Source organism: Sanguibacter suarezii NBRC 16159, assembly GCF_001552735.1.
GTDB lineage: Bacteria > Actinomycetota > Actinomycetes > Actinomycetales > Cellulomonadaceae > Sanguibacter > Sanguibacter suarezii.
The window spans coordinates 128,436-151,718 of sequence record NZ_BCRT01000004.1; the positions used below are offsets into that span (position 1 = coordinate 128,436).

The following is a 23,283-nucleotide window of genomic DNA, read 5'->3' on the forward strand; positions in this document are numbered from 1 at the left end:
CGGCGGGCCCGACCCGCTACCGACGACCCAGGACCATGACGGCGGACGCGCCGGAGAAGAACGAGGTTTACCGTGACTGACGACCAGATCCCTGAAGCAAACGACGCGACCGAGCTCGCCCGGGGCCCCGTGCTCTCCGGCGGCGGCGACATCATCGAGCACGGCAGGATCGAGCGGGTCGACCTGCAGCTCGAGATGCAGCGCTCCTACCTCGACTACGCGATGTCCGTCATCGTCGGGCGCGCGCTGCCCGACGTCCGCGACGGGCTCAAGCCCGTGCACCGCCGCGTGCTCTACGCCATGTACGACGGCGGCTACCGCCCCGACCGGGCCTTCTCCAAGTGCAGCCGCGTCGTCGGCGACGTCATGGGAAAGTTCCACCCGCACGGTGACACCGCGATCTACGACGCCATGGTGCGTCTGGTCCAGGACTGGTCGCTGCGCTACCCGTTGGTCGCCGGCCAGGGGAACTTCGGCTCCCCCGGCAACGACCCCGCGGCCGCCCCGCGATACACCGAGTGCCGCATGGCCCCGATCGCCATGGAGATGGTCCGGGACATCGACAAGGACACCGTCAACTTCCAGGACAACTACGACGGTCGCACGCAGGAACCGTCCGTGCTGCCCTCCCGGTTCCCGAACCTGCTGGTCAACGGCTCCTCCGGGATCGCCGTGGGCATGGCCACGAACATCCCCCCGCACAACCTGCGTGAGGTTGCTGAGGGTGTGCAGTGGTACCTGGACAACCCCGAGGCCACGCGGGAGGAGCTGCTCGAGGCACTCCTGCTGAAGATCAAGGGCCCGGACTTCCCGACCGGGGCGACCATCCTGGGTCACCGTGGCATCGAAGACGCCTACCGCACGGGCCGCGGCTCGATCACGATGCGCGCGATCGTCAACGTCGAGGAGATCCAGGGCCGGATCTGCCTCGTCGTCACCGAGCTGCCCTACCAGGTCAACCCGGACACCCTGGCGCTGAAGATCGCCGAGCTCGTCAAGGACGGGCGCATCCAGGGGATCGCCGACATCCGCGACGAGACCTCCGGGCGCACCGGCCAGCGCCTGGTCATCGTGCTCAAGCGCGACGCCGTCGCCAAGGTGGTGCTCAACAACCTCTACAAGCACACCCAGCTGCAGGACAACTTCGGGGCGAACATGCTCGCCCTCGTCGATGGTGTGCCCCGCACGCTGAGCATCGACGCCTTCGTCCGGCACTGGACCACGCACCAGCTCGAGGTCATCGTGCGTCGCACGGCCTACCTGCTGCGCGAGGCCGAGGCGAGCATCCACATCTACCGCGGCTACCTCAAGGCCCTCGACGCTCTCGACGAGGTCATCGCCCTCATCCGCCGCTCCCCCGACGCCGACGGTGCCCGGACCGGGCTGATGGAGATGCTCGAGATCGACGAGCTGCAGGCCAACGCGATCCTCAACATGCAGCTGCGCCGCCTCGCCGCGATGCAGCGCCAGGAGATCATCGACCAGCACGACAAGCTCGCGCGGGAGATCTCCGAGTACGAGGACATCCTGGCCAAGCCCCAGCGTCAGCGGGACATCGTCTCGACCGAGCTCGCCGAGCTCGTGGCCAAGTACGGCGACGAGCGTCGCACGACCATCCTGCCCTTCGCCGGCGAGGTCTCCATGGAGGACCTCATCGCCGAGGAGGAGGTCGTCGTCACGATCACCCGCGGTGGCTACGTCAAGCGCACCCGCAGCGACAACTACCGGGCGCAGAAGCGCGGCGGCAAGGGGGTGCGTGGCGCTCAGCTGCGCGAGGACGACATCGTCGACCACTTCTTCGTCACCACCACCCACCACTGGCTGCTCTTCTTCACCAACCTGGGCCGGGTCTACCGGGCCAAGGCCTATGAGCTCCCCGAGGGTGGCCGGGACGCCAAGGGTCAGCACGTGGCAAACCTGCTGGCCTTCCAGCCGGGCGAGAAGATCGCCCAGGTCCTCGACCTGCGCGACTACGACGCGGCCGAGTACCTCGTGCTCGCCACCCGTCGCGGCCTGGTGAAGAAGACCCGCCTGAGCGAGTACGACTCCAACCGCAGCGGCGGCGTCATCGCCATCAACCTGCGCGAGGACGACGAGGGCGTCTCCGACGAGCTCGTCGCGGCGCGCCTGGTGGACTCCACCGATGACCTCATCCTCGTCTCCCGCAAGGGGCAGTCGATCCGCTTCACCGCGAGCGACGAGGCGATGCGCCCGCTGGGGCGTGCGACGTCGGGCGTGACGGGCATGAAGTTCCGTGACGACGACGAGCTGCTGGCGATGGACGTGGTGCGCGAGGGCGCTGCCCTGTTCGTGGTCACCGAGGGCGGGTTCGCCAAGCGGACCAGCGTCGAGGAGTACCGCGTCCAGGGTCGCGGCGGGCTCGGCATCAAGGTGGCGAACCTCGTCGAGGCCCGCGGAGACCTCGTCGGTGCGCTCGTCACCGACGAGGACGACGAGGTGCTCGTGATCATGGAGCGCGGCAAGATCGTGCGCTCCGCCGTCAAGGAGGTCCACCTCACCGGACGCAACACCCAGGGCGTGACCTTCGCGAAGCCGGACAAGAACGACCGGATCATCGCTGTGGCGCGTAACGTGGAACGCAACCTCGGTGACGACATCGACTCCGAGGACGTCGGCGAGGCCGAGACAGAAGCGATCGACGCACCCGCTCGCGGTGAGGACCACGAGCTCACGGACGTCGCTGAGACCATCACCGAGACCCCAGCAGACTCCGAGGAGAACCAATGAGCCGTGACACCGCCGGACAGCCGGTGACCGCATCCGGTCCCGGGAAGTCGTCGGCGTCTGGCACCGGGGCGATGCCTCCGGTGCCCGGGCCCGACGCGCCGTCCACGGACGCCGCAGCGCCAGCAGCCAAGGCTGCCTCCCCGGCGACGTCCGGGAAGGCCTCTGCCGGCGCTGGAACCGGCTCCGGGGCAGCGGCTGCTGGCACCGCGAAGGTGGCGGCCGGGAAGCCCGCTCCGGGGAAGTCTTCTGGGACTGCGACCCCGGCGGCTGGTTCTGCGAAGGTACCGGCCGCTCAGGGCTCCTCGACTCAGACGCAGACCAAGGTCCAGTCGACGAAGGCGGCCTCGCCAGCGTCGGCGCCGACCACTCCCGAGGCAGCTGCCTCGGCGGCGTCGGCCTCGGCTGGGTCGCGGTCGGGCGCCGGAGACCCTGTCTCCTCCGTCCGTGAGCCCAAGGCCCGCACGACCCAGGAGAAGGCCTCTGCGCCCTCGCTGTCACAGAAGACGACGACCGGCCCGCGCCGGGTGCGTCTGGCCGTCTCCCGGCTCGACCCGTGGTCGGTCATGAAGCTGTCGTTCCTGCTGTCCATCGCGATCGGCATCATGATCGTCGTCGCGTCGGTGGTGTTCTGGATGGTTCTGGACGGTCTGCACGTCTTCACCGAGGTCAACGACATGATCGTGGCGATCCTCGGTGAGGAGACCGAGGTAAGCATCTTGCAGTTCGTCGAGCTCAAGCGGGTCGTCTCGCTATCGACGATGATCGCCATCGTGGATGTGGTTCTTCTCACAGCGCTGTCCACAATCGCAGCATTCCTCTACAACGTGGTCGCTGCGCTGGTCGGCGGAGTTCATCTCACGCTCACTGACGAGTAAGATCACACAAGCGCCAGACCACGGTCTGCGGAACTGCTGAAGCTCTCAGTTTGAGCGGGGGTCGTTTCGTGGGGTAAGGTCAAGCGCTGCACCAGCCTGAAGTCCTCGGACGCAGGGCAGGTGCATGGGCCTTTAGCTCAGGCGGTTAGAGCGCTTCGCTGATAACGAAGAGGTCGGAGGTTCAAGTCCTCCAAGGCCCACTGCCGGATCCCACTCAAGGGGGAACGTATGAAGAAGCTGTTGTTTGTACTGGTGGTTGTCGGCGCCGGATACGCGGTATGGCGCAAGCTCTCCGAGGACAACGCGGAACGCGACCTGTGGTCTGAGGTCACGGACACCTTCGAGTAGGTCAAGGTTCCGGCACGAAGCACGCTCAGGCGTGTGCGGGGCCATGGCGCAATTGGTAGCGCACCTGCTTTGCAAGCAGGGGGTTAGGGGTTCGAGTCCCCTTGGCTCCACCACGATTCTTGTTCGACCAGCACAAACGCCCTCGCCCTGAACTGGACGGGGGCGTTTGTGGTTCAGAAACCCCACAGTTAACCCACGGATATTCGTCCACGGGGTCATCCACGACCATGAACGCGCGAGTTGGCGATGTCTTGGCGTCCGTGGAGGCCGTGGATCGGCCGAGTCGGTTAAGGACCGCAGAGGCGTCCGGAGCGTCGATGGCGCGCGCGAGGTAGTACGCCTCGGTCACGGCCGTGTGACCGTGACTAAGCTGACCGCTCGCGGTCTCAACGTTCGCGAAGTCTCGGATCCACGGGGCGACGGTTGCGCGCATGGTGCGCGGTTCGTGTCTGAGGGCACTGACGCGTCGAGGACGCACTGCAGTCCAGCGGCGCCGAGACGGTCTTGCGAAGGTTCCTCGACTACTTAGATGGCCTAGCTGCCACGTCCGGTATCGAGCGGGTGGTCGCTGAGCACTTAGGAGGCCAACCAGCGCAACGCAGCCCATCATGGCTGGCGTTGCGCTCGCCGACCAGACAGCCCTACGCCCGGGCGTCCGAACCTGTCACGGGTAGCGAGCAGAGAGTGAGACAGTCCCAGAACCTTCACCCTCTGGGCGCGTCGAGCGGTAACTGGCGCGGATCTCGACGCCGTCTACCTCGCCGGTTGCTGTGCACAGGCGGGCGTTACCAGTTGGGGGAGGTGGGGGCAGCGAGCAGGAGGCTGACATCTGCAGGCCCCACCCAGTGGCGCGAAGGACAGTTGTGAAGTCTTCCAAGGTGGTGGACGCCGGGACAGTCCAGCCCACCTGCGTGCTCGGACACGGATTGTCTCCCAAGCACACAAGCCTGGCTGGCTCTGTGGCCACCACCGGTTCTGCCCAACTCGCTGGCGCCGGGAAGGCCTCCGCCGTGCGTTGGAGATGCCCCACATCAGGTAACGCGCTGCGGACCGCCACCAAGACACCTGCAAGCACGACGATCGTGACCCCAACGACGATCAGCGTCACCTTGGCAGCTCTAGAGAGCGTAGACATGTTCAGGACTTTACGGGCTCGCTTCGACCACGAACGCACCGACTCCCACGAGCGCCCCGTAACCCCGTCCCCCGGGCGCCCAGGCACACCCCAGGCGCGCCGGCGGACGGGCGGGTCAGAGAAGCTCGGCGCGCAGGGCTTCAGGTGACTTGGGCGAGAGCAGGCCCGGAGCGACGTCGAGCACGGTCTTGGCGCCGTACTGACCCTGCTGGTTCAGCCGGTGCGCGGCGCGGGCGTAGGCCACCAGCACGCTCGCGGTGAACTCGGGGTTGGAGTCCAGGGCGAGCGAGTACTCGACCACCTGGGAGGTCCCCTGGCTCGTGGTGCCGCTGCGGATCACGAAGCCGCCGTGCGGCATCGCTGAGTGGTCGCGAGCCAGCTCCTCGGCGCTGATGGCGCGCACCTGGGTGTCGTAGTCGGCGAAGTAGTTGGGCATCGTCACGATCGCCTCGGTCACCGCCTGCAGGTCTGCGCCCTCCTCGAGCACGACGAAGCACTCCCGGGTGTGCTTCTGCCGGGTGGACAGGACCGGACGTTCCCCCTTGCGCACGCTGTCGATCGCGTCCTGGGCGGGGATCGTGTACTGGACGCCTGCTGCGACCCCAGGAACCCGTCGGATGGCGTCGGAGTGGCCCTGGCTGAGCCCGCGGCCCCAGAAGGTGTACGTCTCGCCGTCGGGCAGGAGGGCCTCGCCGAAGGCGCGGTTGATCGAGAACATCCCCGGGTCCCAGCCGCAGGAGATGATAGCGGTGGTCCCGCCGGCCTGGGCGGCGGTGTCGACGGCCGCGAAGTGCTCTGGGATGCGGGCGTGGGTGTCGAAGCTGTCGACCGTGCAGAACCGGGCGGACAGGTCCGGGGTCTGCTGCGGGAGGTCTTCCTTGGAGCCGCCGCAGAGGATGAGGACGTCGATGTCGTCCCGCGGGGAGTCCAGCTCGCTCATCGCGAGCACCGGGGTGCTCGCGTCCCGGACCGCCAGCGTCGCTGGGCGTCGGGTGAAGACTGCCGCCAGCTCAAGGTCGGGGTTCTTCGTCAAGGCGGCTTCGACGCCGCGCCCGAGGTTTCCGTAGCCGACGATCCCGATCCGAACTGCCTTAGACATGAGCTCCATCCTTCGTCGAGGACGGCCACCTGATGTGGTCTCGTCCCGGCGTCAACGGTACCGCGGGCAGCCTCGTCACGACGGTCGCCGGCGGCCGGCCAGGTGCGCCCGACAGGCCCGCAGGCGGTAGAGACGAGTAACGGGGAGACGCCACGAGGGCCGCCCCCGTGATCGGGGACGGCCCTCGTCGGGTGTGTCTGGTGCTACTTCGACTGTGCGTCGCCCTTGGGGGCGTCGTCGTCGGGAGTCACTGCATCGGCGACAGCCTCGCCGGCGCCGGCAGCTGCGGTCTCGGCCGCGTCGGCTGCTTCCTCAGCGCTGTCCTCGACGGATTCTCCCGCGTCCTTGACGGTGTTGCGGGTCCGCGACGTGGCCTTCTTCGCGGTGGCCTTGGCCTCGGAGATCTTGTCGGTCACCTTCTCGGAGAGCTCCTCGACCGAACCGGCCACCTTGCCTGAGACCTCGCGGCTCTTGGCCACGGCAGCCCCAGCAGCCTCGCCGACGGCCTCGGCGGCGTCGCCCACGGCGTCCTCGACGTCGAAGACGGACCCGTCGACCTTCTCCCACGGCTCAGCCCACGGGTCGGTCGTGGGCTGCGAGCGGCGCCACAGCACGTAGGCACCACCAGCGGCCACGGCGCCCGCGGCGATCCACCAGACCTTGCCGGACTTCTTGGAGTGCTTCTCTCCAGCCTTTGCGGCCTCGGCCAGCTTGATCGGGGCGTGCTCGGAGGCGGCCGTGATCGAGTCAGCCAGGTGCGTCGCGCCGGACTGCGCCTTCTCGGTGGCGATCGTGGCGCCCTTGACTGCGGCGTCCGCGGCGCTCTGCGCTGCCTCGTTGATCGCTGTCACCAGGCGCGGCAGGATCTCGTCCACGAGCTTGTCGTGCGCGGTGCCGATGACCGGGGAAGCCTTCTCTGCTGCCTTCTCCACCCGCGGAGCCGCTGCCTTGAGGGCGTCGACCCATGCCTGCTCCAGGCGAGGGCTGGCCCACTCGACGAAGGCCTCGACCTTGGGGGTTCCCCAGTCCTTGGCCTGCAGCGCCGCATCGCGCGCCTGGACGGCGAAGACCGTTGCCGTCTCACCAGCGTGCTGGGCACCGTCCGAGAGCGCAGCAGCCACGTCTGATGCCTGGTCCTTGAGCTTCTCAGCGTCGATCGCGTCGAGCTTGCTGCCTGCGGCGCGAGCGGACTTCTTCATTCCGTCCAACATTCGAACTCCCAGCGTGTAGAGGGGGTGCACTCCCCCTACTGTGCCACCTGAGCGGCGCAATCGCACCGGAACGCTCCGCCCGGACCTCAAGTCTTCTCCCGACGCGTGATCTGCGGATACCCGTCCTCAGGCTCCGCATGAAACACTGGGTCCATGTTTGCAACCCTCCACACCACTGCTGGTGACATCCGCATCGAGCTGTTCCCCAACCACGCGCCCAAGACGGTGGAGAACTTCACCGGTCTGGCGACCGGGACGAAGACCTGGACGGACCCCAAGACGGGCGCCGAGCGCAACGACCCGTTCTACGACGGCCTGATCTTCCACCGCGTGATCCCCGGCTTCATGATCCAGGGTGGCTGCCCCCTGGGAACCGGCACCGGAGACCCCGGCTACAAGTTCAACGACGAGATCCACCCCGAGCTGCAGTTCAACAAGCCGTACCTGCTGGCCATGGCGAACGCCGGCAGCCGTCGCAACGCCATCACCGGCGAGGTCGAGGGCACCAACGGCTCACAGTTCTTCATCTCGGTGGCTCCCACGGAGTGGCTCAACGGCAAGCACACGATCTTCGGTGAGGTCGCCGACGAGGCGAGCCGTGCCGTGATCGACGCGATCGCCTCCGCTCCGACCCGCCCCGGTGACCGTCCCGTCCAGGACATCACGATCACCTCGGTCACGGTCGAAGACTGATCACCCTGACACCCAGCGACGCCTGCCCGGCCCGATGACCTCTCCAGGCTCTGTCCCCGAGATCCCGCAGGACGGACCGCCGACCTGTCCCCGCCACCCCGGCCGGGTCAGTTATGTGCGGTGCCAGCGATGCGGCCGCCCGACCTGCCCCGAGTGCGCAGTTCCGGCAGCGGTGGGGGTGCAGTGCGTGGACTGCGTCCGCGAGGCAGCCGATGCCGCGCCGGTCGTCCGGACGGCGCTGGGTGCGCCGGTGCGCGCAGGGCGACCGGTCGTCACACTGACGATCATCGCCCTGTGCGCACTGAGCTTCCTCCTCCAGCAGGTGCTGGGATGGGGTGACTGGACCAGCCGATGGGCCTTCGCCCCCGTCGTCGGGGAGGCGGAGCCGTGGCGCTTCGTCACAGGGGCGTTCCAGCACTCGACGGTGCTGCACATCGCCTTCAACCTCTACGCCCTGTGGATCGTGGGTCCCTACCTGGAGCGGATGCTGGGACGGTGGCGGTACATCGCCCTCTTCCTGCTCTCGGCGATCGGTGGGCATGTGGCGATCCTGCTGCTCGCCGACCCCATGTCGTTGTCCTGGGTGACGGCGACGGTCGGCGCCTCCGGTGCTGTCTTCGGCATGTTCGGCGCGGTGCTGCTGGTGCTGCGCCGCATGGGCCAGGAGGCCCGCGGCATGCTCGTCATCATCGGTCTGAACTTCGTCATCGGCTTCGTGGTGCCGAACATCTCGTGGGAGGGCCACCTCGGCGGACTCATCACTGGGACCGTCCTGGGGGCCGCCTACGTCTTTGCACCACCGGCTCACCGGCGCACCGTCGGGGTCGTGGCCACGGCGGGGATGGCCGTCCTCCTGGTGGGTCTCATCCTGGCGCGCTACGCGCTGGTCTGAGCCGCCCGCCTCCGAGATGGAGTTACACCACTGTAGTTATCCACACCTGTGGACAAGGTTGTGCACAAGGCTTGTGGACATGTGAACGACAAAGGCCCCGGGGCCGCTGATCTGTGTGAAGATCGGCGGTCTACCGGGGCCTTTGAGCGTCGTGGGACTACTTCCAGCGTGTGGACAGACCGAAGCCGGCGAGCAGGATGGCGAAGCCCACAGCAATGTTCCACTGGCCGATCGCCGGGATGGGCAGGCGCAGCCCGCTCGAGGTGAGATAGAACGTCACGACCCACAGGATGCCCACGATGAACAAGGTGATCATGGTCGGCACGAGCCACGGCGGGTTGCCCGTGGTCTGCTTCGCCACCTTGGGCGTGGCAACCTTGGCGGGAGTGGCCTTCTCAGGCTTCTTGGGAGACTTCGATTCAGGCACGGAGCCAGCTCCTGTCGATGGGATGACGACGTATTCTGGACTAGCGTAGTGGCAGGACCACTTCGCCCAAGACACACCACACGGTTGGATACATGGCACAACAGTCACGCACTGCGCGGCAGCCGTTGCGGGCCACTCTCTCGGTGACCTTCGTGCTCATCCTGGCCGGCCTGCTCTTCACAGCCAACGCCCGCTTGTCCGGGGGCGAGGAGAATCGCCACCCGGAGAACTTCGGCGAGCTCGTGCGCCAGGAGAGCGAGCACGGTGACGCCCTCCAGACCGAGGTCGAGGGACTCCGCGAGACGGTCGCAGACCTGACCGTCGCCCAGGACACGAGCGGCCGCGAGCTGGACCCTGAGATCGCCGCGAACTCGGGGATCGCGACCGGTCTCACCGCGGTGACGGGGACGGGCCTGCGGGTCACCCTCCAGGACGCCCCGGCGAACCGCCCCCAGCCCGAAGGGATCGTCGCTGACGACCTCGTGGTGCACCAGCAGGACCTGGAGGGCGTGATCAACGCCCTGTGGGCGGGCGGGGCAGAGGCGATGACGCTCCAGGGCCAGCGGGTGACCAGCCTGACCGCCTTCCGCTGCGTGGGCAACGTGCTGTCGCTGCACGGACGGGTCTACTCCCCGCCGTACACCGTCGAGGTCATCGGTGACCCGGCGGCGCTGGGGAAGGCCCTCGACCAGTCCCCGACCGTGGAGATCTACCGCGAGTACGTCGACGCCGTCGGGCTGGGCTACGAGGTGCGCGCGCTCGACGAGGTGACGCTGCCCGCCTACGACGGCGTGCTCACCCTTGAGCACGCACGCCTGCCCGAGGGAACGGACGTCTATTCGTGACCGGCGCCCGCCGATCGGCACCTCGCCCGAGCCTGGCCCTGAGGATCACCGGGGTGATCGGTGAGCTGATGATCACCGCAGGAGTGCTGCTCGGGCTGTTCGTCGTCTGGCAGCTGTGGTGGACCGACGTGACCGCAGGACGGATCCAGGCGCAGACCCTCGCCGACCTCGGCTGGGAGGAGCCGGCCGAGACCGTCCCTGCCGTCGACGGGCTGCCTACCGGCGACCCGCCCGTCATGGCCGAGGTACCCGTGGGAGAGGTCTTCGCCACGCTCCTGGTCCCGCGGTTCGGCGGCGACTACGAGGTGCCGATCGTCAACGGCGTGGACAAGCGGACGATCCTGGACACCGGGAACATCGGTCACTACCCCGAGACGGCGATGCCAGGGGGCCTGGGCAACTTTGCTCTGGCCGCGCACCGCACGACGTACTCCAAGCCGTTCAACCAGATCGCCGACCTGCAGCCCGGGGACCCGATCATCGTGCGGACGGCGGACACCTGGTACGTCTACGAGGCCACGGAGTCGCTCGTGGTGATGCCCAGCCAGGTCGAGGTGATCGCGCCGGTGCCGGGGCTCATGCCTGGTGAGGAGATCCCTGAGCTCACCGAGCGGTACATCACGCTGACGAGCTGCCACCCGATGTTCTCGGCGAGGGAACGGTTCATCACCCACGGGGTGTTCAAGTACTGGATGCCGGTCTCCGCCGGGAGCCCTGCGGAGCTGACCGCGTCGGAAGGTGGTCAATAATGTACGCACTGCTGTGGCGTGCTCTGCCCGGCCCGGCGTGGGTGCGCGTGATCCTCCTCGTCCTGCTCGCCGCCGCGGTCGTCCTCGTGTGCTTCGAGTGGGTGTTCCCGGCGATCGCGGACTACATGCCGTTCAACGAACAGACCGTGGGGTGAATGACGTGACGACCATCCTTGTCGTGGACAACTACGACTCCTTCGTCTACACGATTGTGGGTTATCTCAACCAGCTCGGCGCCCAGACCGTCGTCGTCCGCAACGACGCGGTCCCGCCGCTCGCTGACCGCACGGACTTCGACGGCGTCCTCGTCTCCCCAGGCCCTGGGACGCCCGCTGAGGCTGGCGCGAGCCTCCAGGTGATCCGTGACTGCGCCGAGACCGCCACGCCGATGCTCGGGGTCTGCCTGGGCCACCAGGCGCTCGGAGAGGCCTACGGCGCCACGGTGACGCACGCCCCCGAGCTCATGCACGGGAAGACGAGCCTGGTCGAGCACACCGGCCAGGGCGTCTTCGCCGGGCTGGCAGACCCTTTCACCGCGACCCGCTACCACTCCCTGGCAGTGGTGACCGCGACGGTCCCCGAGGAGCTGGAGGTCACCGCGGAGGTCGCGACCAGCCAGGGCCGCATCATCATGGGTCTGCAGCACCGCGAGCTGCCCCTGCACGGCGTGCAGTTCCACCCTGAGTCGGTGCTCACCGAGGGCGGCCACCGCCTCTTCGCCAACTGGCTGGAGATCTGCGGGTCCGACGACGCCGTCGAGCGCGCGGAAGGGCTCGCCCCGCTCGTGCGGCGGTAGCCGCCCGGAGACCGCGGCAGGACGACGAAGGGCCCCACCGGAATCCGGTGGGGCCCTTCGTCTGCTCAGCCTGGCGTCGTGCTCAGCCTGGCGTCCCGTCAGGAGGTGATGCTCGGACTGCCGCCGGGCGTGGGCGCCGACGGCGACGCCGAGGGTGACGGCGACGGCGTGGGCCGGTTCGCGGGGTCGTTCGACCCGTTGGAGACATACAGCCGGACCTCGCTGCCGACGTTGACCGGGGTCAAGGCCTGCGGGCTGATGTCTTCTACGATCCCGTCCGGTGCGGTGTTGGCACCCTCACCGTCACGGATGACCGGGACCAGACCGGAGGCGCGCAGCGCCGCCTCGGCGTCTGCCTGGGTCATGTTGATGAGGTTCGACGGGACCGGCACCGTCTCCGGGACGATCGGCACGGCGATGTAGATGGTCACCGTGGACTTCTGGTCGACGCGGCCGGGGGCGGGGTCCTGGCTGGACACAGTGCCTTCGGGCGCTTCGCTCTCCTCCTCCAGGACACGGGCGTTGAGACCGAGGTCGCTGAGCTGCTGCTGAGCGTCCGCGGAGTTGAGACCGACGAGGTCAGGGAGGATGACGAAGCCGGAGGAGATGAACAGCTTGACCGGGCTCCCGGCGTCAGCGGTCTCTCCCGCGGCCGGCTCGGTCCGCACGACGGACATCGCCGGCACGTTGGGGCTGTCTTCGGTGGTGACCCCACCGGCGACCTTGAAGCCGGCGCCCTCCAGCGTGGCGATCGCCTGCTCCTGCGTCAGCCCGCTGACGTCCGGGATGGTGCCCGAGTCCGGGCCGCTGGAGAACCACAGCGACAGCGTCTTGTCCGACTCGATCGCCTCGCCTTCCTCCGGTGTGCTGCGCACGAACAGACCCACGGGGATGTCGGTGCTCGGTTCGTTGCTCACCTTGATGAGGCTCTCGTCGAAGCCTTCGTCGACGAGCTTGGCCTTGGCCTCGTCGATGGTCAGACCGGTCAGCGACGGGACGGTGAGCGTCGTGACGTCGCTGTCCTTGTCGTCGCCGTTGCCGAGGAGCAGCATGGTCGCGATGGCCGCGACGGCCACCACAGCGATGGTGATGAGGGTCCACAGCAGGGCGCGGTGGCGGGGCTTGTCCTCCTCGTCCACGTCGTCCATGGTGGCCAGCGGGGACTGCTGCCCCGCGGCGCCCACCGGAGCCCATGCCGGGGCCACCTGGGTGGCGGGACCGTCGGTGGCAGCGTTGAAGACCTGGGTCGCGTCCTCGTCAGCCAGCGGGGCCGCGGCAGCGGCGGTGACGGCGCTGAGCGACGCGGCGGCGAGGGCGCCGCCGCGCACAGCGGCCTCGAGGTCGGCGCGGAACTCCGCGGCGCTGCCGTACCGGGCGGTGCGCTCCTTGGCGAGGGCCTTGAGCGTCACCCGGTCCAGGGTCTCGGGGATGTCAGAGGCGATGCTGCTCGGGCTGACCGGCGCCTCACGCACGTGCTGGTAGGCGACCGAGACGGGGGAGTCGCCGGTGAAGGGCGGGCGTCCGGTGAGCAGCTCGAAGAGCAGGCAGCCGGTCGAGTACAGGTCGCTGCGGGCGTCGACGCTCTCCCCGCGGGCCTGCTCGGGGGAGAGGTACTGCGCGGTCCCGATGACGGCCTGGGTCTGGGTCATCGTGGCGGCGGAGTCAGCCAGGGCACGGGCGATCCCGAAGTCCATGACCTTGATCGCGCCGGTGGGCGTGAGCATGACGTTGGCCGGCTTGATGTCGCGGTGCACGATCCCCGCGTGGTGGGAGTACTCGAGCGCGGACAGCACGCCGGAGGTGATCTCGACGGCCTCCTCGATCGGGACGGCGTTGCCGTCCCGGAGGATGTCTCGGACCGTGTGCCCCTCGACGTACTCCATGACGATGAAGGGGACGTGGGAGGTGGCGCCGCTCGGCTCGGTGAAGGTGTCCTCGCCGGTGTCGTAGACCGCGACGATGGCCGGGTGGTTCAACGCGGCAGCGGACTGCGCCTCACGGCGGAAGCGCGCCTGGAAGGACGGGTCCCGAGCCAGGTCCGAGCGCAAGATCTTGATGGCCACGGTGCGACCGAGACGGTTGTCATGACCAATGTGAACCTCGGCCATGCCACCGCGGCCGATGAGCTCACCGACCTCGTAACGGCCCGCAAGAATGCGGGGTGTCTCGTCAACCACTACGTGTCCTTAAGTGTTGTAGGTGGTGCTGGGTCCGAAGGATTCGAGCCCGTGACTTGGAAGATCATTGCATCCGCGGCAGCCACGCTGGTGAATTGTACTGAAACCGTGACCCCCGGGGCAGAAGCCGTCTGCGCCGGCCCGGCGGCTCCGTCCTCGCTGCCGCCGCTGAAGCCCTTGACGATCGTGGCGATCACGACGATGAGGACCAGCAGGGCGAGTGCGAGAGTCGGCCAACCGAGGCGGCCGATGCGCAGCCCGGTGGTCGTGGAGGTGCGCCGCGGCGGCGCCTGGGTCCGCGTCGTCGCGCTCCGCGGTGCTCTGGCGCCGTCACGGGAGCGGCTCGGCGCGCCCTGTCGGGGACGCTGCACAGCGGTCCGGGTCGCCGAGGGGCGCTGCTCGCTGTGCAGGGTGGACCGGGTCCGGTTCTCCCGCTGGCTGGCCGCACCCGAACCCGCACCGCCTGCAGAAGCACCGCCTGCAGAAGCACGGCCCGCAGCCCTGACGGAGCCCGCTCCTGGAGCGACGGCCCCGGGGGCGCGCGGTGGGATGGCGCGCAGCGCCGCCGGCGGCGTGGCGATGCTCGCCTCGTCGCGCAGGCCCGGGCCGGTCGCCGTCGGCATCTGGCGCGGCCATCCGGACTGCCCGACGCCGGGGCTCGCGGTCGCCGGGCGGCTTGCCGGGGGCGGTGGCACGGGGTGCGGGGTGGATGGAGCGGGGGAGGAGGACTCACCGGAGGCAGCACGCCCGCCCAGGCCGGCGGCTGACACCTGCTCAGCGGCGATCCGTGCGCTGGCGCGGGTGGTCGGTGCCGGTTCGTGGGCGGAGGGCAGCGCAGCTCCGGCCGCCCCTTCGACGGGGGTCTGCGGGGTGGTCCGAGCCCGGCGCGGAGCCGGGTCAGCCTGCGGGGCCTCGCCGGTCAGCGCGGCGCGGTTGCCGTGGCGCGGGGTCCGCGTGTCGTCGCTGCGTCGGCGCAGGCCGCTGCCCCACGGGTCGGCGGCGATCTCCTGGGCCAGCAGGTCGAAGTTGCGGGCCAGGATCGCCCCGCTGCGGGGTCGGTCCAGCGGGTCCTTCTCCAGCATCCGCATGATGAGGTCAGCGAACCCGGCGTGGACGGTGGCTGGCAGCGGCGGGACGGTCTCGTTCACCTGCGCGATGGCGATGTCCACCGGGGTGGCCCCGGTGAACGGCCGGTTCCCCAGGATCGACTCGTAGGCCACGATGCCGAGGGCGTAGATGTCGGAGGCACCGGTGGCAGCCTTGCCGATGGCCTGTTCGGGGGAGAGGTACTGGGCGGTGCCCATGACCATGCCGGCAGCCGTCATCGGCACCTGGTTCGCTGCCAGGGAGACACCGAAGTCGGTGATCTTCACCTCGCCGCCGCGCTCGAGCAGGATGTTGCCGGGCTTGACGTCGCGGTGCACCACGCCGGCCACATGGGCGGCGTGCAGGGCTCGAGCAGTCTGGGACAGGATCGACAGCAGACGCAGCACCGGCAGCACCGGTTCGCGTTCGAGCAGGTCAGACATAGGTTCGCCCTGCACGAGCTCCATGACGAGGTAGCCCGACCCTTGCTGCTCGCCGTAGTCGTAGAGCTGAGCGATGTTGGAGTGGGACAGGGCAGCGCTGTTGCGAGCCTCGGTCCGCAACCGGTCGAGGAAGTCCTCGTTGCCGGCGAACTCCTCCTTGAGGACCTTCACGGCCACGTCGCGGGCCAGGGACTCGTCGTGAGCGACCCAGACCTCGCCCATGCCGCCGACGGCGATCAGCCGGACCAGGCGGTACCGACCGCCCAGGGCGATCCCTGCTGCGGGCTTCACTTGTTCATCACCGCTTCCATGACTGCGCGGGCGATGGGCGCTGCGACCCGACCACCGGTAGCTTCGCTGCCGGCGTTCCCGCCGTTCTCAAGAATGACTGCGACGACCACCTCAGGGTCGTTCGCCGGGGCGAAGGACGTGAACCAGGCGTGCGGCGCGGCGTCCTTGGTGGTCTCGGCGGTCCCGGACTTCCCAGCCACCTGCACCCCGGAGATCTGCGCGGCGGTCCCGGTGCCGGACTGCACGACGCCGACCATCATGTCCCGCAGCTCGTGCGCGGTCTGGGCGTCGATCGGCGTGGACAGGGTGGACGGCTCCGCCGAGAAGGCCACCGACAGGTCCGGGGTGCGCACCTGCTTGATGAGGTACGGCGTCATGAGCTCACCGTCGTTGGCGATGGCCGCCGAGACCAGCGCCACCTGCAGCGGTGTGACGCGGACCTCCAGCTGGCCGATCGCCGAGAGAGCCGTCTGCGCGCCGTCGAGGGGCTTGCCGTCGATCTCGATGGGGAAGGAGCTCGGGGTGACGGGCATCGGGATGGACAGCTTCTCCCCGAAGCCGAAGGCGTCGGCCTGCTCGCCCAGCGCAGGCGCACCCACGTCGATGCCGAGCTGGCCGAAGGCCGTGTTGCAGGAGATGCGCAGCGCCTCGGCCAGGGTCATCGTCCCGGTCGGGGAGCAGGAGGCACCGCCGAAGTTGTTCAGCACGGCGCTGGACGAGGGCAGCGGCAGCTGGTCAGGTGCCGGGATCTGGGACTCGGTGGTGACCGTCCCGGTCTCCAGCCCCGCCGCGGCGGTGACCAGCTTGAAGGTCGACCCCGGCGGGTAGAGGCGCCCGGCGATGGTCTTGTTGACCAAGGGGTCACCGGCGGCCGCGTTGAGCTCCTGGTAGGTGGTGCGCACCTGGGCGAGGTCGTGGGAGGCCAGGGCGTTGGGGTCGTAGCTCGGGGTCGAGACCATCGCCAGGATCTCCCCGGTCTTGGGGTTGAGCGCGACGACGGCGCCGCGCTGGTCGCCCAGGGCGTCCCAGGCGGCCTGCTGGGCGGCGGGGTCGATGGTCAGCTCGACGGCCGAGCCCTGCGGGTCCTCGCCCGAGATGAGGTTCTGCAGGCGGTTCCACCACAGCGAGTTCGAGCTGCCGTTGAGGTACTCGTTGGCGTACTGCTCGATCCCGGTCCGGCCGTAGGTCACCGAGTAGAAGCCCGTCACGGCCGCGTACATCTCACCCTGGGGGTAGACCCGCTGGTAGCCGTAGGCGTCGTCGACGGGGACAGACTCGGCGACGGGTTCACCGGCCACCAGGATCGGCCCGCGGTTGGTGCCGTACTCCCGGTAGAGGGTTCGCACGTTGCGCGGGTCGGCGTTGAGGTCGGGTGCCTTGACGAACTGGATCCAGGTGCTCGAGATCATGAGGACGAGGAACATCGCGAGGGTGACCATCGCGACGCGCCGGATGGGGACGTTCACTGGTCCACCACCTTGATGACTTCGGTCTGCTGATCGGGGGAGGGGCCGTCGTCGCGGGCGGCGTGAGGGGCGGCGTCGGGTTCGACGGGCTCGCTCGGGGCGGCGGCGTGAGCGCGTGGGGCTGCGGCGGGCGTGCCCCGCAGCGGCAGCGGCGTGGGGCGGCGGGCGTTGTCGCTGATCCGCAGGAGCAGCGCGACGATGATCCAGTTGGCCAGCAGCGAAGACCCGCCGTAGGCGAGGAACGGCATCGTCAGACCGGTCACCGGGATGACCCGGGTGACCCCGCCCACGACGACGAAGCACTGCCAGGCCACGACGAAGGCCAGGCCACCGGCGAGCAGCTTGCCGAATCCGTCACGGGTGCCGATCGCGATCCGCATGCCGCGCTCGACGAGGACGAGGTACATGATGAGGATCGCGATGATCCCGGTCAGGCCGAGCTCCTCGCCCAGGGAGGCGACGATGAAGTCGGAGGAGGCGTACGGCACGAGGTCCGGTCGTCCCCCGCCCCAGCCGGTGCCCATGAGCCCGCCGTTGGCCATGCCGAACATGCCGCGCACCAGCTGGCCGGAGCCGCCGTAGGCGGCGTTGAACACCTCGGAGTCGAAGGCGTTGAGCCAGGCGTCGAACCGGCCCTGGACGTGGGTGAAGGAGGTCGCGGCGAGGGCGGCGCCGGCGGCGAAGAGCGACAGACCGATGATGACCCAGCTGATCCGCTCGGTCGCGATGTAGAGCATCGCCACGAACAGACCGAAGAACAGCAGCGAGGTCCCCAGGTCGCGTTCGAGGACGAGCACGGCGATCGAGGCGAGCCAGACGACGATGATCGGCCCGAGGTCACGCACCCGGGGCAGCTGCAGTCCCAGGACCTTGCGCCCGGCGAGGGTGAGGGTGTCCCGGTTGGTCACGAGGTACCCGGCGAAGAACACCGCGAAGGCGATCTTGGCGAACTCGGCCGGCTGGAGCGAGAACGGGCCGAGACCCACCCAGATCCGGGCACCGTTGATCTGCTTGCCCAGGGGCGGCACGAGCGGGAGGACGACGAGGACGAGACCGACGACCATGGCGGTGTAGGTGTACCGGCGCAAGGTGCGGTGGTCGCGCAGGATCCACACCACCACCGCGGCCGCGACCATGCCCAGGGCCGTCCACCCGAGCTGGCGGGTGGACAGGGCGCTGCTGCCGGTGAGGTCCTCCGCCAGGTCCAGGCGGTAGATCATGGCCAGCCCCAGGCCGTTGAGGGCGACGGCGATCGGCACGATCACCGGGTCGGCGTACGGGGCGCGCCAGCGCACGACGAAGTGCAGGCCGATCCCCAGGGCTGCCATGCCGAAGGTCAGGACGTAGAAGTTCCCCGGGACACGGCCCTCCGTGGCCAGGCCGACCAGGGCGTAGGCGCCCACGCCAAGGACCAGGGCCAGGACGAGGAGGCCGAGCTCACTGGCTCGCCCGCTGCGAACCCGGCCGGGCTCAACCGTCGCCATCAGGAGGTGCCACCAGCATCTGCGACGAGGTTCGCGACCCTGGTCTGGGCGTCGTCCAAGGACGTCGCACGGATCGTCCGGTTGAGCTGTCCGGTCACGAAGGTGTCCAGGTCGGAGGCGCTCAGGTCGGTGACGGTGACCACCGAGGACAGCTCGACGGGACCCACGCTCTGGGCGATCCCGCGGAAGATGGCGACCTGCCCGTTCTCCAGGCCCACGTAGTACTGGGTCTGGGTCCACCGGTAGGCGAAGTACCCGGCGGTGGCGATCAGGCTCACCAGGAGAAGCACGGCCACCAGAGGCCACACCCGCCGACGGCGGGGCGCGTCGTCGGTGGCGTCGCCGCTCGGGTCCGTCGTCGCCTTCGCAGCAGCCTTGGTCGCGGCACGCTCGCGCTTGCGCTCAGCCTTGTCTGCCCGACGACGCTGCCTCGGGGAGAGGGTGGGCGTCTCGGCGTCGGCGTCGGCGGGTTCGTCGACCGGTTCGGGGGCCTCGGTGAGGACCGGGGTGGTGCGAGAGGTGGGGTCGGCGAGGGCGTCGACGGTGGCGCGGGCCTCCGCCAGCAGGGCGGCCGCGCGCGCGGCGGGGCCGTCAGCGGCGACCGTGGGGTCGTCGCGGCTCATCGCGACCGACCCGACGACCTGCACACCGGAATAGGGGCCGTCGCCGTCGGGGATGTCGTCGAGGTCGAGGATGTCGGCCACGATGCACGTGATGTTGTCCGAGCCGCCGGCGCGCAGGGCCAGCTGCACCAGGCGCTCGGCGCACGCGTCCACGTCGCTGACCTCGGAGAGGGTGCGCTCGAGGGTGGGCAGGCTGACGAAGCCGCTCAGGCCGTCGGAGCAGAGCAGCCACCGGTCGCCCGGGCGCGCCTCGCGGACGGAGAGGTCGGGGTAGAGGTCGAGGTCGAAGTCACCCAGGACGCGCATGACAACAGACCGCTGCGGGTGGTGCTCGGCCTCCTCAGCGGTGATCTTGCCCGTGTCTACGAGGTGCTGGACGAAGGTGTGGTCCTTGGTCACCTGCGTCAGGACGCCCCCGCGCAGCACGTAGGCGCGTGAGTCGCCCATGTGTGCCATGGCGAGCTTGTTGCCCGAGCGCAGCACGGCGGTGACGGTGGTGCCCATGCCGCTGAGGTCGGCGTCCTCGCGCGCCCGGCGCACGAGCTCCAGGCGCGCGGTCTCGATCGCCGTCTCCAGGCGCTGCAGGATCTCACCCGACCCGAAGGCCTCGCCGTCCAGGGGGGCCAGGGAGGCGACCGCGAGCGAGGAGGCGATGTCCCCGCCGGCGTGGCCGCCCATCCCGTCCGCCACCAGCAGCAGGTGCGGGCCGGCGTAGGCGGAGTCCTGGTTGTTGGCCCGGACGAGCCCGACGTCGGAACGGGCGGCGTAGCGCAGTGCGATGGTCATGTCTATCGCTGCAGCTCGACGACGCTCTGCCCGATGCGGACCTGGACTCCGGGAGTGAGCGGGGTGGGCGTGGTCACTCGTTGCGCTCCGATGAACGTGCCGTTGGTCGACCCGAGATCCTCGAGGATCCACTGGTCGCCGGACGGGAAGATCCTGGCATGGCGGGAGGAGGAGTAGTCGTCGTCGAGCACGAGGGTGCAGCTGGGCGCACGGCCGATGAGGATGGCCGAGCTCGACAACGGGAGGGTGGTGCCGCGCAGCGGTCCCTCCGAGACGACCAGCCGGCTCGCGCGGGAGCGGGCTGGTGCCGGCGGGGCTGCCGCCGTGGGCGCGCCGCCCCTGGCGGGGCTGGCCGGGGGCGCGGCGGCTGCTACGGCGGGCTTCTCACGCACGGTGCCCTTGCGTGAGGTGATGCGGGTCCCGTACAGGTCGCGGCGCAGCACGCGCACGACGGAGTAGACGAAGACCCACAGCATCACCAGGTAGCCCAGCCGCAGCAGGGTCATCGTCAGCTCGCTCATGCCGGGGAAGTCACCAGTCCCCGTTCGCAGAGTCGTCTGCGACGCCGGTCCAGAACATGATCCTGGTCCGTCCGATGGTGAGGGAGTTGCCGTCCAGCAGGGTCGCGGCGGGAACCTGGTGGCCTTCGACGAAGAGGCCGTTGGTGGAGCCGAGGTCGGTCGCCACGACGCCGTCGGGGGTGACCCGGATCTCGAGGTGACGGCGGGAGACGCCGGGGTCGTCGACGACGATGTCCGCCTCCGCGCCGCGTCCGATGACCGTGACCGGACCGGTGAGCAGGTAGCGCTGGCCGTCGATGTCGACGAGCGGGTGGCGTGAGCTGGGGGCGGCCGAGGTGGCCGGGGCGACCGCGCCGCGCACGGTCGAGGAGTGGACCTCGAAGCGCCCGACCTCGAGGCCGTCGACCTCTTCGAAGGTCACCGTGACCGGGCCGACGAAGGCGTAGTGCTGGGTCGCCGCGTGCTGCGTGACGTTGGCCGCGAGCTCGTCGGCGAGGGTCTCCGCGCCCCATCCCTCGACCTGGGCGAAGTCGTCGACGGACAGGGAGATGGTGAACTCGTTGGGCGCGACCGTGCGGTCGCGGTCGACGGCGGCTGCGCGCTCGTCGACCTCGCGGCGCAGCGCGCTGGCCATCTCGACGGGCTTGAGCTCGCTGCGGAACACCCGGGCGAAGGTGTTGTTCACCGCGCGCTCGACGCTCTTCTCGAAACGATCAAGGACTCCCATGGCACCTCCTCCCGTCTGACCAGCGTGGTTTGTGCATTCGCGTACCGGACCTATGATTACTGCTGTCGCCTCGCAGTACGGGCTACGACTCGCGGTATCTCTGGCTTCATCGTATCGACCTCTTGGGTGCGGTGGCGCAGATGACAGAGGTCCGGTGCAGACGTGGTAGTGTTCGAGGCTGCGCGTGAGTGGCGGAATGGCAGACGCGCTGGCTTCAGGTGCCAGTGCCCGCAAGGGCGTGGGGGTTCAAGTCCCCCCTCACGCACAAGAGCCCGCTGAGCGGGTTGTTGTGTGACGACAGGCCCCGACCGAGTTTCTCGGTCGGGGCCTGTCGTGTTTTCCGCTGATCATCAGGGTTTCTGGGCGGGCCAGCGGCTGGCGCCCGGCCAGTGCCCGGCCAGTCCCGACGCCCGTCCGGTCCGCTCCCGGCGGGGGGAGCGGACCGGATGGGTAGGTTCTGTGCGGGCTCTGTGACTGCTGCGGCAGCCGGGGCGGATGTGAACACCCGCGGGATCTTGTGTGGACGCCGCAGACGGCGACCAGACCGGCCCGCAGGGCTCAGTGGGCCGTGTAGAACTCCGGCTCCGGGAGCCCGGCGTCCGCACGAACCTGGCGGGAGAGGCCCTCGATCGAGCGCAGCGCGTCGACGACGTCCGCCGCCGTCACCGGGAAGGGCATGTTCGACATCGTCTCGCCCTCAGCGGTGGCGGCCTCGGCCACCCGCTGCAGATCAGCGACGTCAGAGACCTTCAGGCCGATCTCGGTCAGGGTGTTGGGCAGGCCGACGCGCGTGGTGAAGATGATGAAGTCCCGGATCTCCTGGGTGGGCGCACCCTCCAGGACGAGCTGGGTGATCGACCCGATGTTGACCTTCTGCCCGTGGGTGAGGCCGTGGGTCTGGGGGGCCGCGGTGAGCCCGTTGTGGATCGCGTGCGCGGCGGCCAGGCCGCCGGACTCGAAGCCGAGACCGGAGAGCAGCGTGTTGGCCTCCACGAGCTTCTCCACAGCAGGTGTCACCAGGTGGTCGCGCACAGCGGAGATGGCCGGCAGGGCGTTCTCCCAGATGAGGTCCCAGGACAGGCGGGCGAGGGCCGCTGCGGTCTCGGTCTGCTGACCCCCGGCCATGGTCGTGGCGTGGGCGCGCTGGGTGGCACGGGCCTCGAGCCAGGTGGCCAGGGCGTCACCGACCCCGGCGACCAGGAAGCGGACCGGAGCGTTCGCCACGAGCTGGGTGTCCACGAGGACGAGGTCGGGGTTGCGGGGGAAGAAGCGGTACTCCTCGAAGGCGCCGTCCTCGGTGTAGATGACCGACAGGGCGGACGTCGGTGCGTCCGTCGAGGCGACGGTCGGCGTCGACACCCAGCGGATGCCGGCGAGGTAGCCCGCTGACTTGACCGCGTCGATCGCGCTGCCGCCGCCGATGCCGATGACGACGTCGGCCTTGGCCTCCTTGATCGCCTCGACCAGGCGGTCGACCTCGACCTTCGTGGCGAGCCCGCGGGACGTCTCGCGCCGCACCTCCAGCCCCGCTGATGCGAAGGACGCGGTCACCTTGTCCTTGACCAGCTCCCAGACGATGTCGTCGGCCACGACGAGCGGGGCCGAGCCGATCTCGGTGGTGAATTCTCCCAGGCGCGTGATCGCGTCCTTGCCCTGGACATAGCGTCCGGGGCTGATGACGGTACGGACGGGGACGGGCGTAGACATGAGGTCTCCTCGGGGTTGACGGGCGGTCCTTCCACAGTAGGTCCGGTGGCTCCAGCGCGCTGAGGGAGCGCCGAGAGAGCGCTGATCCCGGGCGCGTCACCGCCTGTGACAGCCCCGCTGCGACAGGTTGTGTCGCGGGTTCGACAGGTTGTGC

General features: G+C 69.3%; 20 protein-coding genes and 3 tRNA genes. 12 read left to right on the forward strand and 11 right to left on the reverse strand.

Annotation, left to right across the window (positions count from 1 at the left end; translation table 11 throughout):
- Positions 1 to 129: 129 nt before the first annotated feature.
- The 5 genes from gyrA (at position 130) to SS2_RS01895 (ending at position 4,084) form a co-directional block, all read left to right on the forward strand.
- The gene (gyrA, locus tag SS2_RS01880) at positions 130 to 2,748 is read left to right on the forward strand and encodes a DNA gyrase subunit A (RefSeq protein ID WP_066460804.1); all 2,619 of its coding nucleotides are present in this window, start codon (positions 130 to 132) and stop codon (positions 2,746 to 2,748) included.
- Positions 2,745 to 3,623, forward strand: a complete 879-nt coding sequence (locus SS2_RS17690) for a DUF3566 domain-containing protein (RefSeq protein WP_245643281.1) — start codon at positions 2,745 to 2,747, stop codon at positions 3,621 to 3,623. Before gyrA ends, SS2_RS17690 begins: the two co-directional genes overlap by 4 nt.
- A gap of 126 nt (positions 3,624 to 3,749) precedes the next feature.
- Positions 3,750 to 3,823: transfer RNA gene (locus SS2_RS01890), tRNA-Ile, on the forward strand.
- A gap of 28 nt (positions 3,824 to 3,851) precedes the next feature.
- Entirely contained in the window at positions 3,852 to 3,971 is a 120-nt protein-coding gene (locus SS2_RS17720; protein WP_217995556.1) for a DLW-39 family protein, read from the forward strand.
- Between the two features lie 37 nt (positions 3,972 to 4,008).
- A tRNA-Ala gene (locus SS2_RS01895) sits at positions 4,009 to 4,084 on the forward strand.
- A 1,137-nt stretch (positions 4,085 to 5,221) separates the two neighbouring features.
- On the opposite strand, the gene SS2_RS01900 is transcribed toward SS2_RS01895, so the two are convergent.
- Both SS2_RS01900 and SS2_RS01905 read right to left on the reverse strand, forming a co-directional pair.
- Complete coding sequence (locus SS2_RS01900) at positions 5,222 to 6,205, reverse strand: diaminopimelate dehydrogenase (RefSeq protein WP_157607153.1); 984 nt, start codon at positions 6,203 to 6,205, stop codon at positions 5,222 to 5,224.
- A gap of 203 nt (positions 6,206 to 6,408) precedes the next feature.
- Positions 6,409 to 7,416: a hypothetical protein gene (locus tag SS2_RS01905; protein WP_174523181.1), complete on the reverse strand. Its 1,008-nt coding sequence runs from the start codon at positions 7,414 to 7,416 to the stop codon at positions 6,409 to 6,411.
- A gap of 153 nt (positions 7,417 to 7,569) precedes the next feature.
- Here SS2_RS01905 and SS2_RS01910 point away from each other — a divergent pair, with 153 nt between their 5' ends.
- A complete protein-coding gene (locus SS2_RS01910; protein WP_066460690.1) occupies positions 7,570 to 8,109 on the forward strand; it encodes a peptidylprolyl isomerase in 540 nt (179 codons plus the stop codon).
- 187 nt (positions 8,110 to 8,296) lie between these two features.
- Positions 8,297 to 9,001, forward strand: a complete 705-nt coding sequence (locus SS2_RS01915; protein WP_245643282.1) for a rhomboid family intramembrane serine protease — start codon at positions 8,297 to 8,299, stop codon at positions 8,999 to 9,001.
- Positions 9,002 to 9,158: 157 nt separating this feature from the next.
- Here the strand turns inward: SS2_RS01915 and SS2_RS01920 are convergent, their stop codons facing one another.
- Positions 9,159 to 9,428, reverse strand: a complete 270-nt coding sequence (locus tag SS2_RS01920; RefSeq protein ID WP_066460692.1) for a cell division protein CrgA — start codon at positions 9,426 to 9,428, stop codon at positions 9,159 to 9,161.
- A 92-nt stretch (positions 9,429 to 9,520) separates the two neighbouring features.
- Here SS2_RS01920 and SS2_RS01925 point away from each other — a divergent pair, with 92 nt between their 5' ends.
- The 4 genes from SS2_RS01925 to SS2_RS01935 are packed head-to-tail and all read left to right on the forward strand — an operon-like array spanning position 9,521 to position 11,818.
- Entirely contained in the window at positions 9,521 to 10,273 is a 753-nt protein-coding gene (locus tag SS2_RS01925) for a DUF881 domain-containing protein (RefSeq protein WP_066460693.1), read from the forward strand.
- Positions 10,274 to 10,326: 53 nt separating this feature from the next.
- On the forward strand, positions 10,327 to 11,022 hold the full coding sequence (locus SS2_RS01930; protein WP_245643284.1) for a class E sortase: 696 nt from the start codon (positions 10,327 to 10,329) through the stop codon (positions 11,020 to 11,022).
- The gene (locus SS2_RS17565) at positions 11,022 to 11,177 is read left to right on the forward strand and encodes a hypothetical protein (protein ID WP_169796244.1); all 156 of its coding nucleotides are present in this window, start codon (positions 11,022 to 11,024) and stop codon (positions 11,175 to 11,177) included. Before SS2_RS01930 ends, SS2_RS17565 begins: the two co-directional genes overlap by 1 nt.
- Positions 11,178 to 11,182: 5 nt before the next feature.
- Positions 11,183 to 11,818, forward strand: coding sequence for an aminodeoxychorismate/anthranilate synthase component II (locus SS2_RS01935; RefSeq protein ID WP_066460695.1), 636 nt, complete (start codon positions 11,183 to 11,185; stop codon positions 11,816 to 11,818).
- Between the two features lie 98 nt (positions 11,819 to 11,916).
- On the opposite strand, the gene pknB is transcribed toward SS2_RS01935, so the two are convergent.
- The 7 genes from pknB to SS2_RS01970 are packed head-to-tail and all read right to left on the reverse strand — an operon-like array spanning position 11,917 to position 21,422.
- Positions 11,917 to 13,995 (reverse strand): Stk1 family PASTA domain-containing Ser/Thr kinase, encoded by a 2,079-nt coding sequence (gene pknB / locus SS2_RS01940; RefSeq protein WP_066460696.1) that lies wholly within the window; start codon positions 13,993 to 13,995, stop codon positions 11,917 to 11,919.
- Positions 13,995 to 15,815, reverse strand: coding sequence for a serine/threonine-protein kinase (locus tag SS2_RS17850; protein ID WP_083941537.1), 1,821 nt, complete (start codon positions 15,813 to 15,815; stop codon positions 13,995 to 13,997). The genes pknB and SS2_RS17850 overlap by 1 nt, the downstream gene beginning before the upstream one ends.
- Entirely contained in the window at positions 15,812 to 17,281 is a 1,470-nt protein-coding gene (locus SS2_RS01950; RefSeq protein WP_066460697.1) for a peptidoglycan D,D-transpeptidase FtsI family protein, read from the reverse strand. The genes SS2_RS17850 and SS2_RS01950 overlap by 4 nt, the downstream gene beginning before the upstream one ends.
- Complete coding sequence (locus SS2_RS01955) at positions 17,278 to 18,765, reverse strand: FtsW/RodA/SpoVE family cell cycle protein (protein ID WP_083941539.1); 1,488 nt, start codon at positions 18,763 to 18,765, stop codon at positions 17,278 to 17,280. The genes SS2_RS01950 and SS2_RS01955 overlap by 4 nt, the downstream gene beginning before the upstream one ends.
- Positions 18,765 to 20,174 (reverse strand): PP2C family protein-serine/threonine phosphatase, encoded by a 1,410-nt coding sequence (locus tag SS2_RS01960; RefSeq protein ID WP_083941541.1) that lies wholly within the window; start codon positions 20,172 to 20,174, stop codon positions 18,765 to 18,767. The genes SS2_RS01955 and SS2_RS01960 overlap by 1 nt, the downstream gene beginning before the upstream one ends.
- Before the next feature lie 2 nt (positions 20,175 to 20,176).
- The gene (locus SS2_RS01965) at positions 20,177 to 20,695 is read right to left on the reverse strand and encodes an FHA domain-containing protein FhaB/FipA (protein ID WP_066460698.1); all 519 of its coding nucleotides are present in this window, start codon (positions 20,693 to 20,695) and stop codon (positions 20,177 to 20,179) included.
- 10 nt (positions 20,696 to 20,705) lie between these two features.
- Positions 20,706 to 21,422, reverse strand: coding sequence for an FHA domain-containing protein (locus SS2_RS01970; RefSeq protein ID WP_066460699.1), 717 nt, complete (start codon positions 21,420 to 21,422; stop codon positions 20,706 to 20,708).
- Positions 21,423 to 21,604: 182 nt separating this feature from the next.
- Here SS2_RS01970 and SS2_RS01975 point away from each other — a divergent pair.
- Positions 21,605 to 21,687 (forward strand) — tRNA-Leu (locus SS2_RS01975).
- Between the two features lie 293 nt (positions 21,688 to 21,980).
- Here the strand turns inward: SS2_RS01975 and SS2_RS01980 are convergent.
- Positions 21,981 to 23,129, reverse strand: a complete 1,149-nt coding sequence (locus tag SS2_RS01980; protein ID WP_066460700.1) for a glycerol dehydrogenase — start codon at positions 23,127 to 23,129, stop codon at positions 21,981 to 21,983.
- Positions 23,130 to 23,283 lie beyond the last annotated feature (154 nt).

Bases quoted from the DNA above. Each gene is read 5' to 3' on its own strand.
- SS2_RS17690 (WP_245643281.1), top strand. From the start codon at position 2,745: ATGAGCCGTGACACCGCCGGACAGCCGGTGACCGCATCCGGTCCCGGG.
- SS2_RS17720 (WP_217995556.1), top strand. From the start codon at position 3,852: ATGAAGAAGCTGTTGTTTGTACTGGTGGTTGTCGGCGCCGGATACGCG.
- SS2_RS01900 (WP_157607153.1), bottom strand. From the start codon at position 6,205: ATGTCTAAGGCAGTTCGGATCGGGATCGTCGGCTACGGAAACCTCGGG.
- SS2_RS01905 (WP_174523181.1), bottom strand. From the start codon at position 7,416: ATGTTGGACGGAATGAAGAAGTCCGCTCGCGCCGCAGGCAGCAAGCTC.
- SS2_RS01910 (WP_066460690.1), top strand. From the start codon at position 7,570: ATGTTTGCAACCCTCCACACCACTGCTGGTGACATCCGCATCGAGCTG.
- SS2_RS01925 (WP_066460693.1), top strand. From the start codon at position 9,521: ATGGCACAACAGTCACGCACTGCGCGGCAGCCGTTGCGGGCCACTCTC.
- SS2_RS17565 (WP_169796244.1), top strand. From the start codon at position 11,022: ATGTACGCACTGCTGTGGCGTGCTCTGCCCGGCCCGGCGTGGGTGCGC.
- SS2_RS01955 (WP_083941539.1), bottom strand. From the start codon at position 18,765: ATGGCGACGGTTGAGCCCGGCCGGGTTCGCAGCGGGCGAGCCAGTGAG.
- SS2_RS01960 (WP_083941541.1), bottom strand. From the start codon at position 20,174: ATGACCATCGCACTGCGCTACGCCGCCCGTTCCGACGTCGGGCTCGTC.
- SS2_RS01965 (WP_066460698.1), bottom strand. From the start codon at position 20,695: ATGAGCGAGCTGACGATGACCCTGCTGCGGCTGGGCTACCTGGTGATG.
- SS2_RS01970 (WP_066460699.1), bottom strand. From the start codon at position 21,422: ATGGGAGTCCTTGATCGTTTCGAGAAGAGCGTCGAGCGCGCGGTGAAC.
- SS2_RS01980 (WP_066460700.1), bottom strand. From the start codon at position 23,129: ATGTCTACGCCCGTCCCCGTCCGTACCGTCATCAGCCCCGGACGCTAT.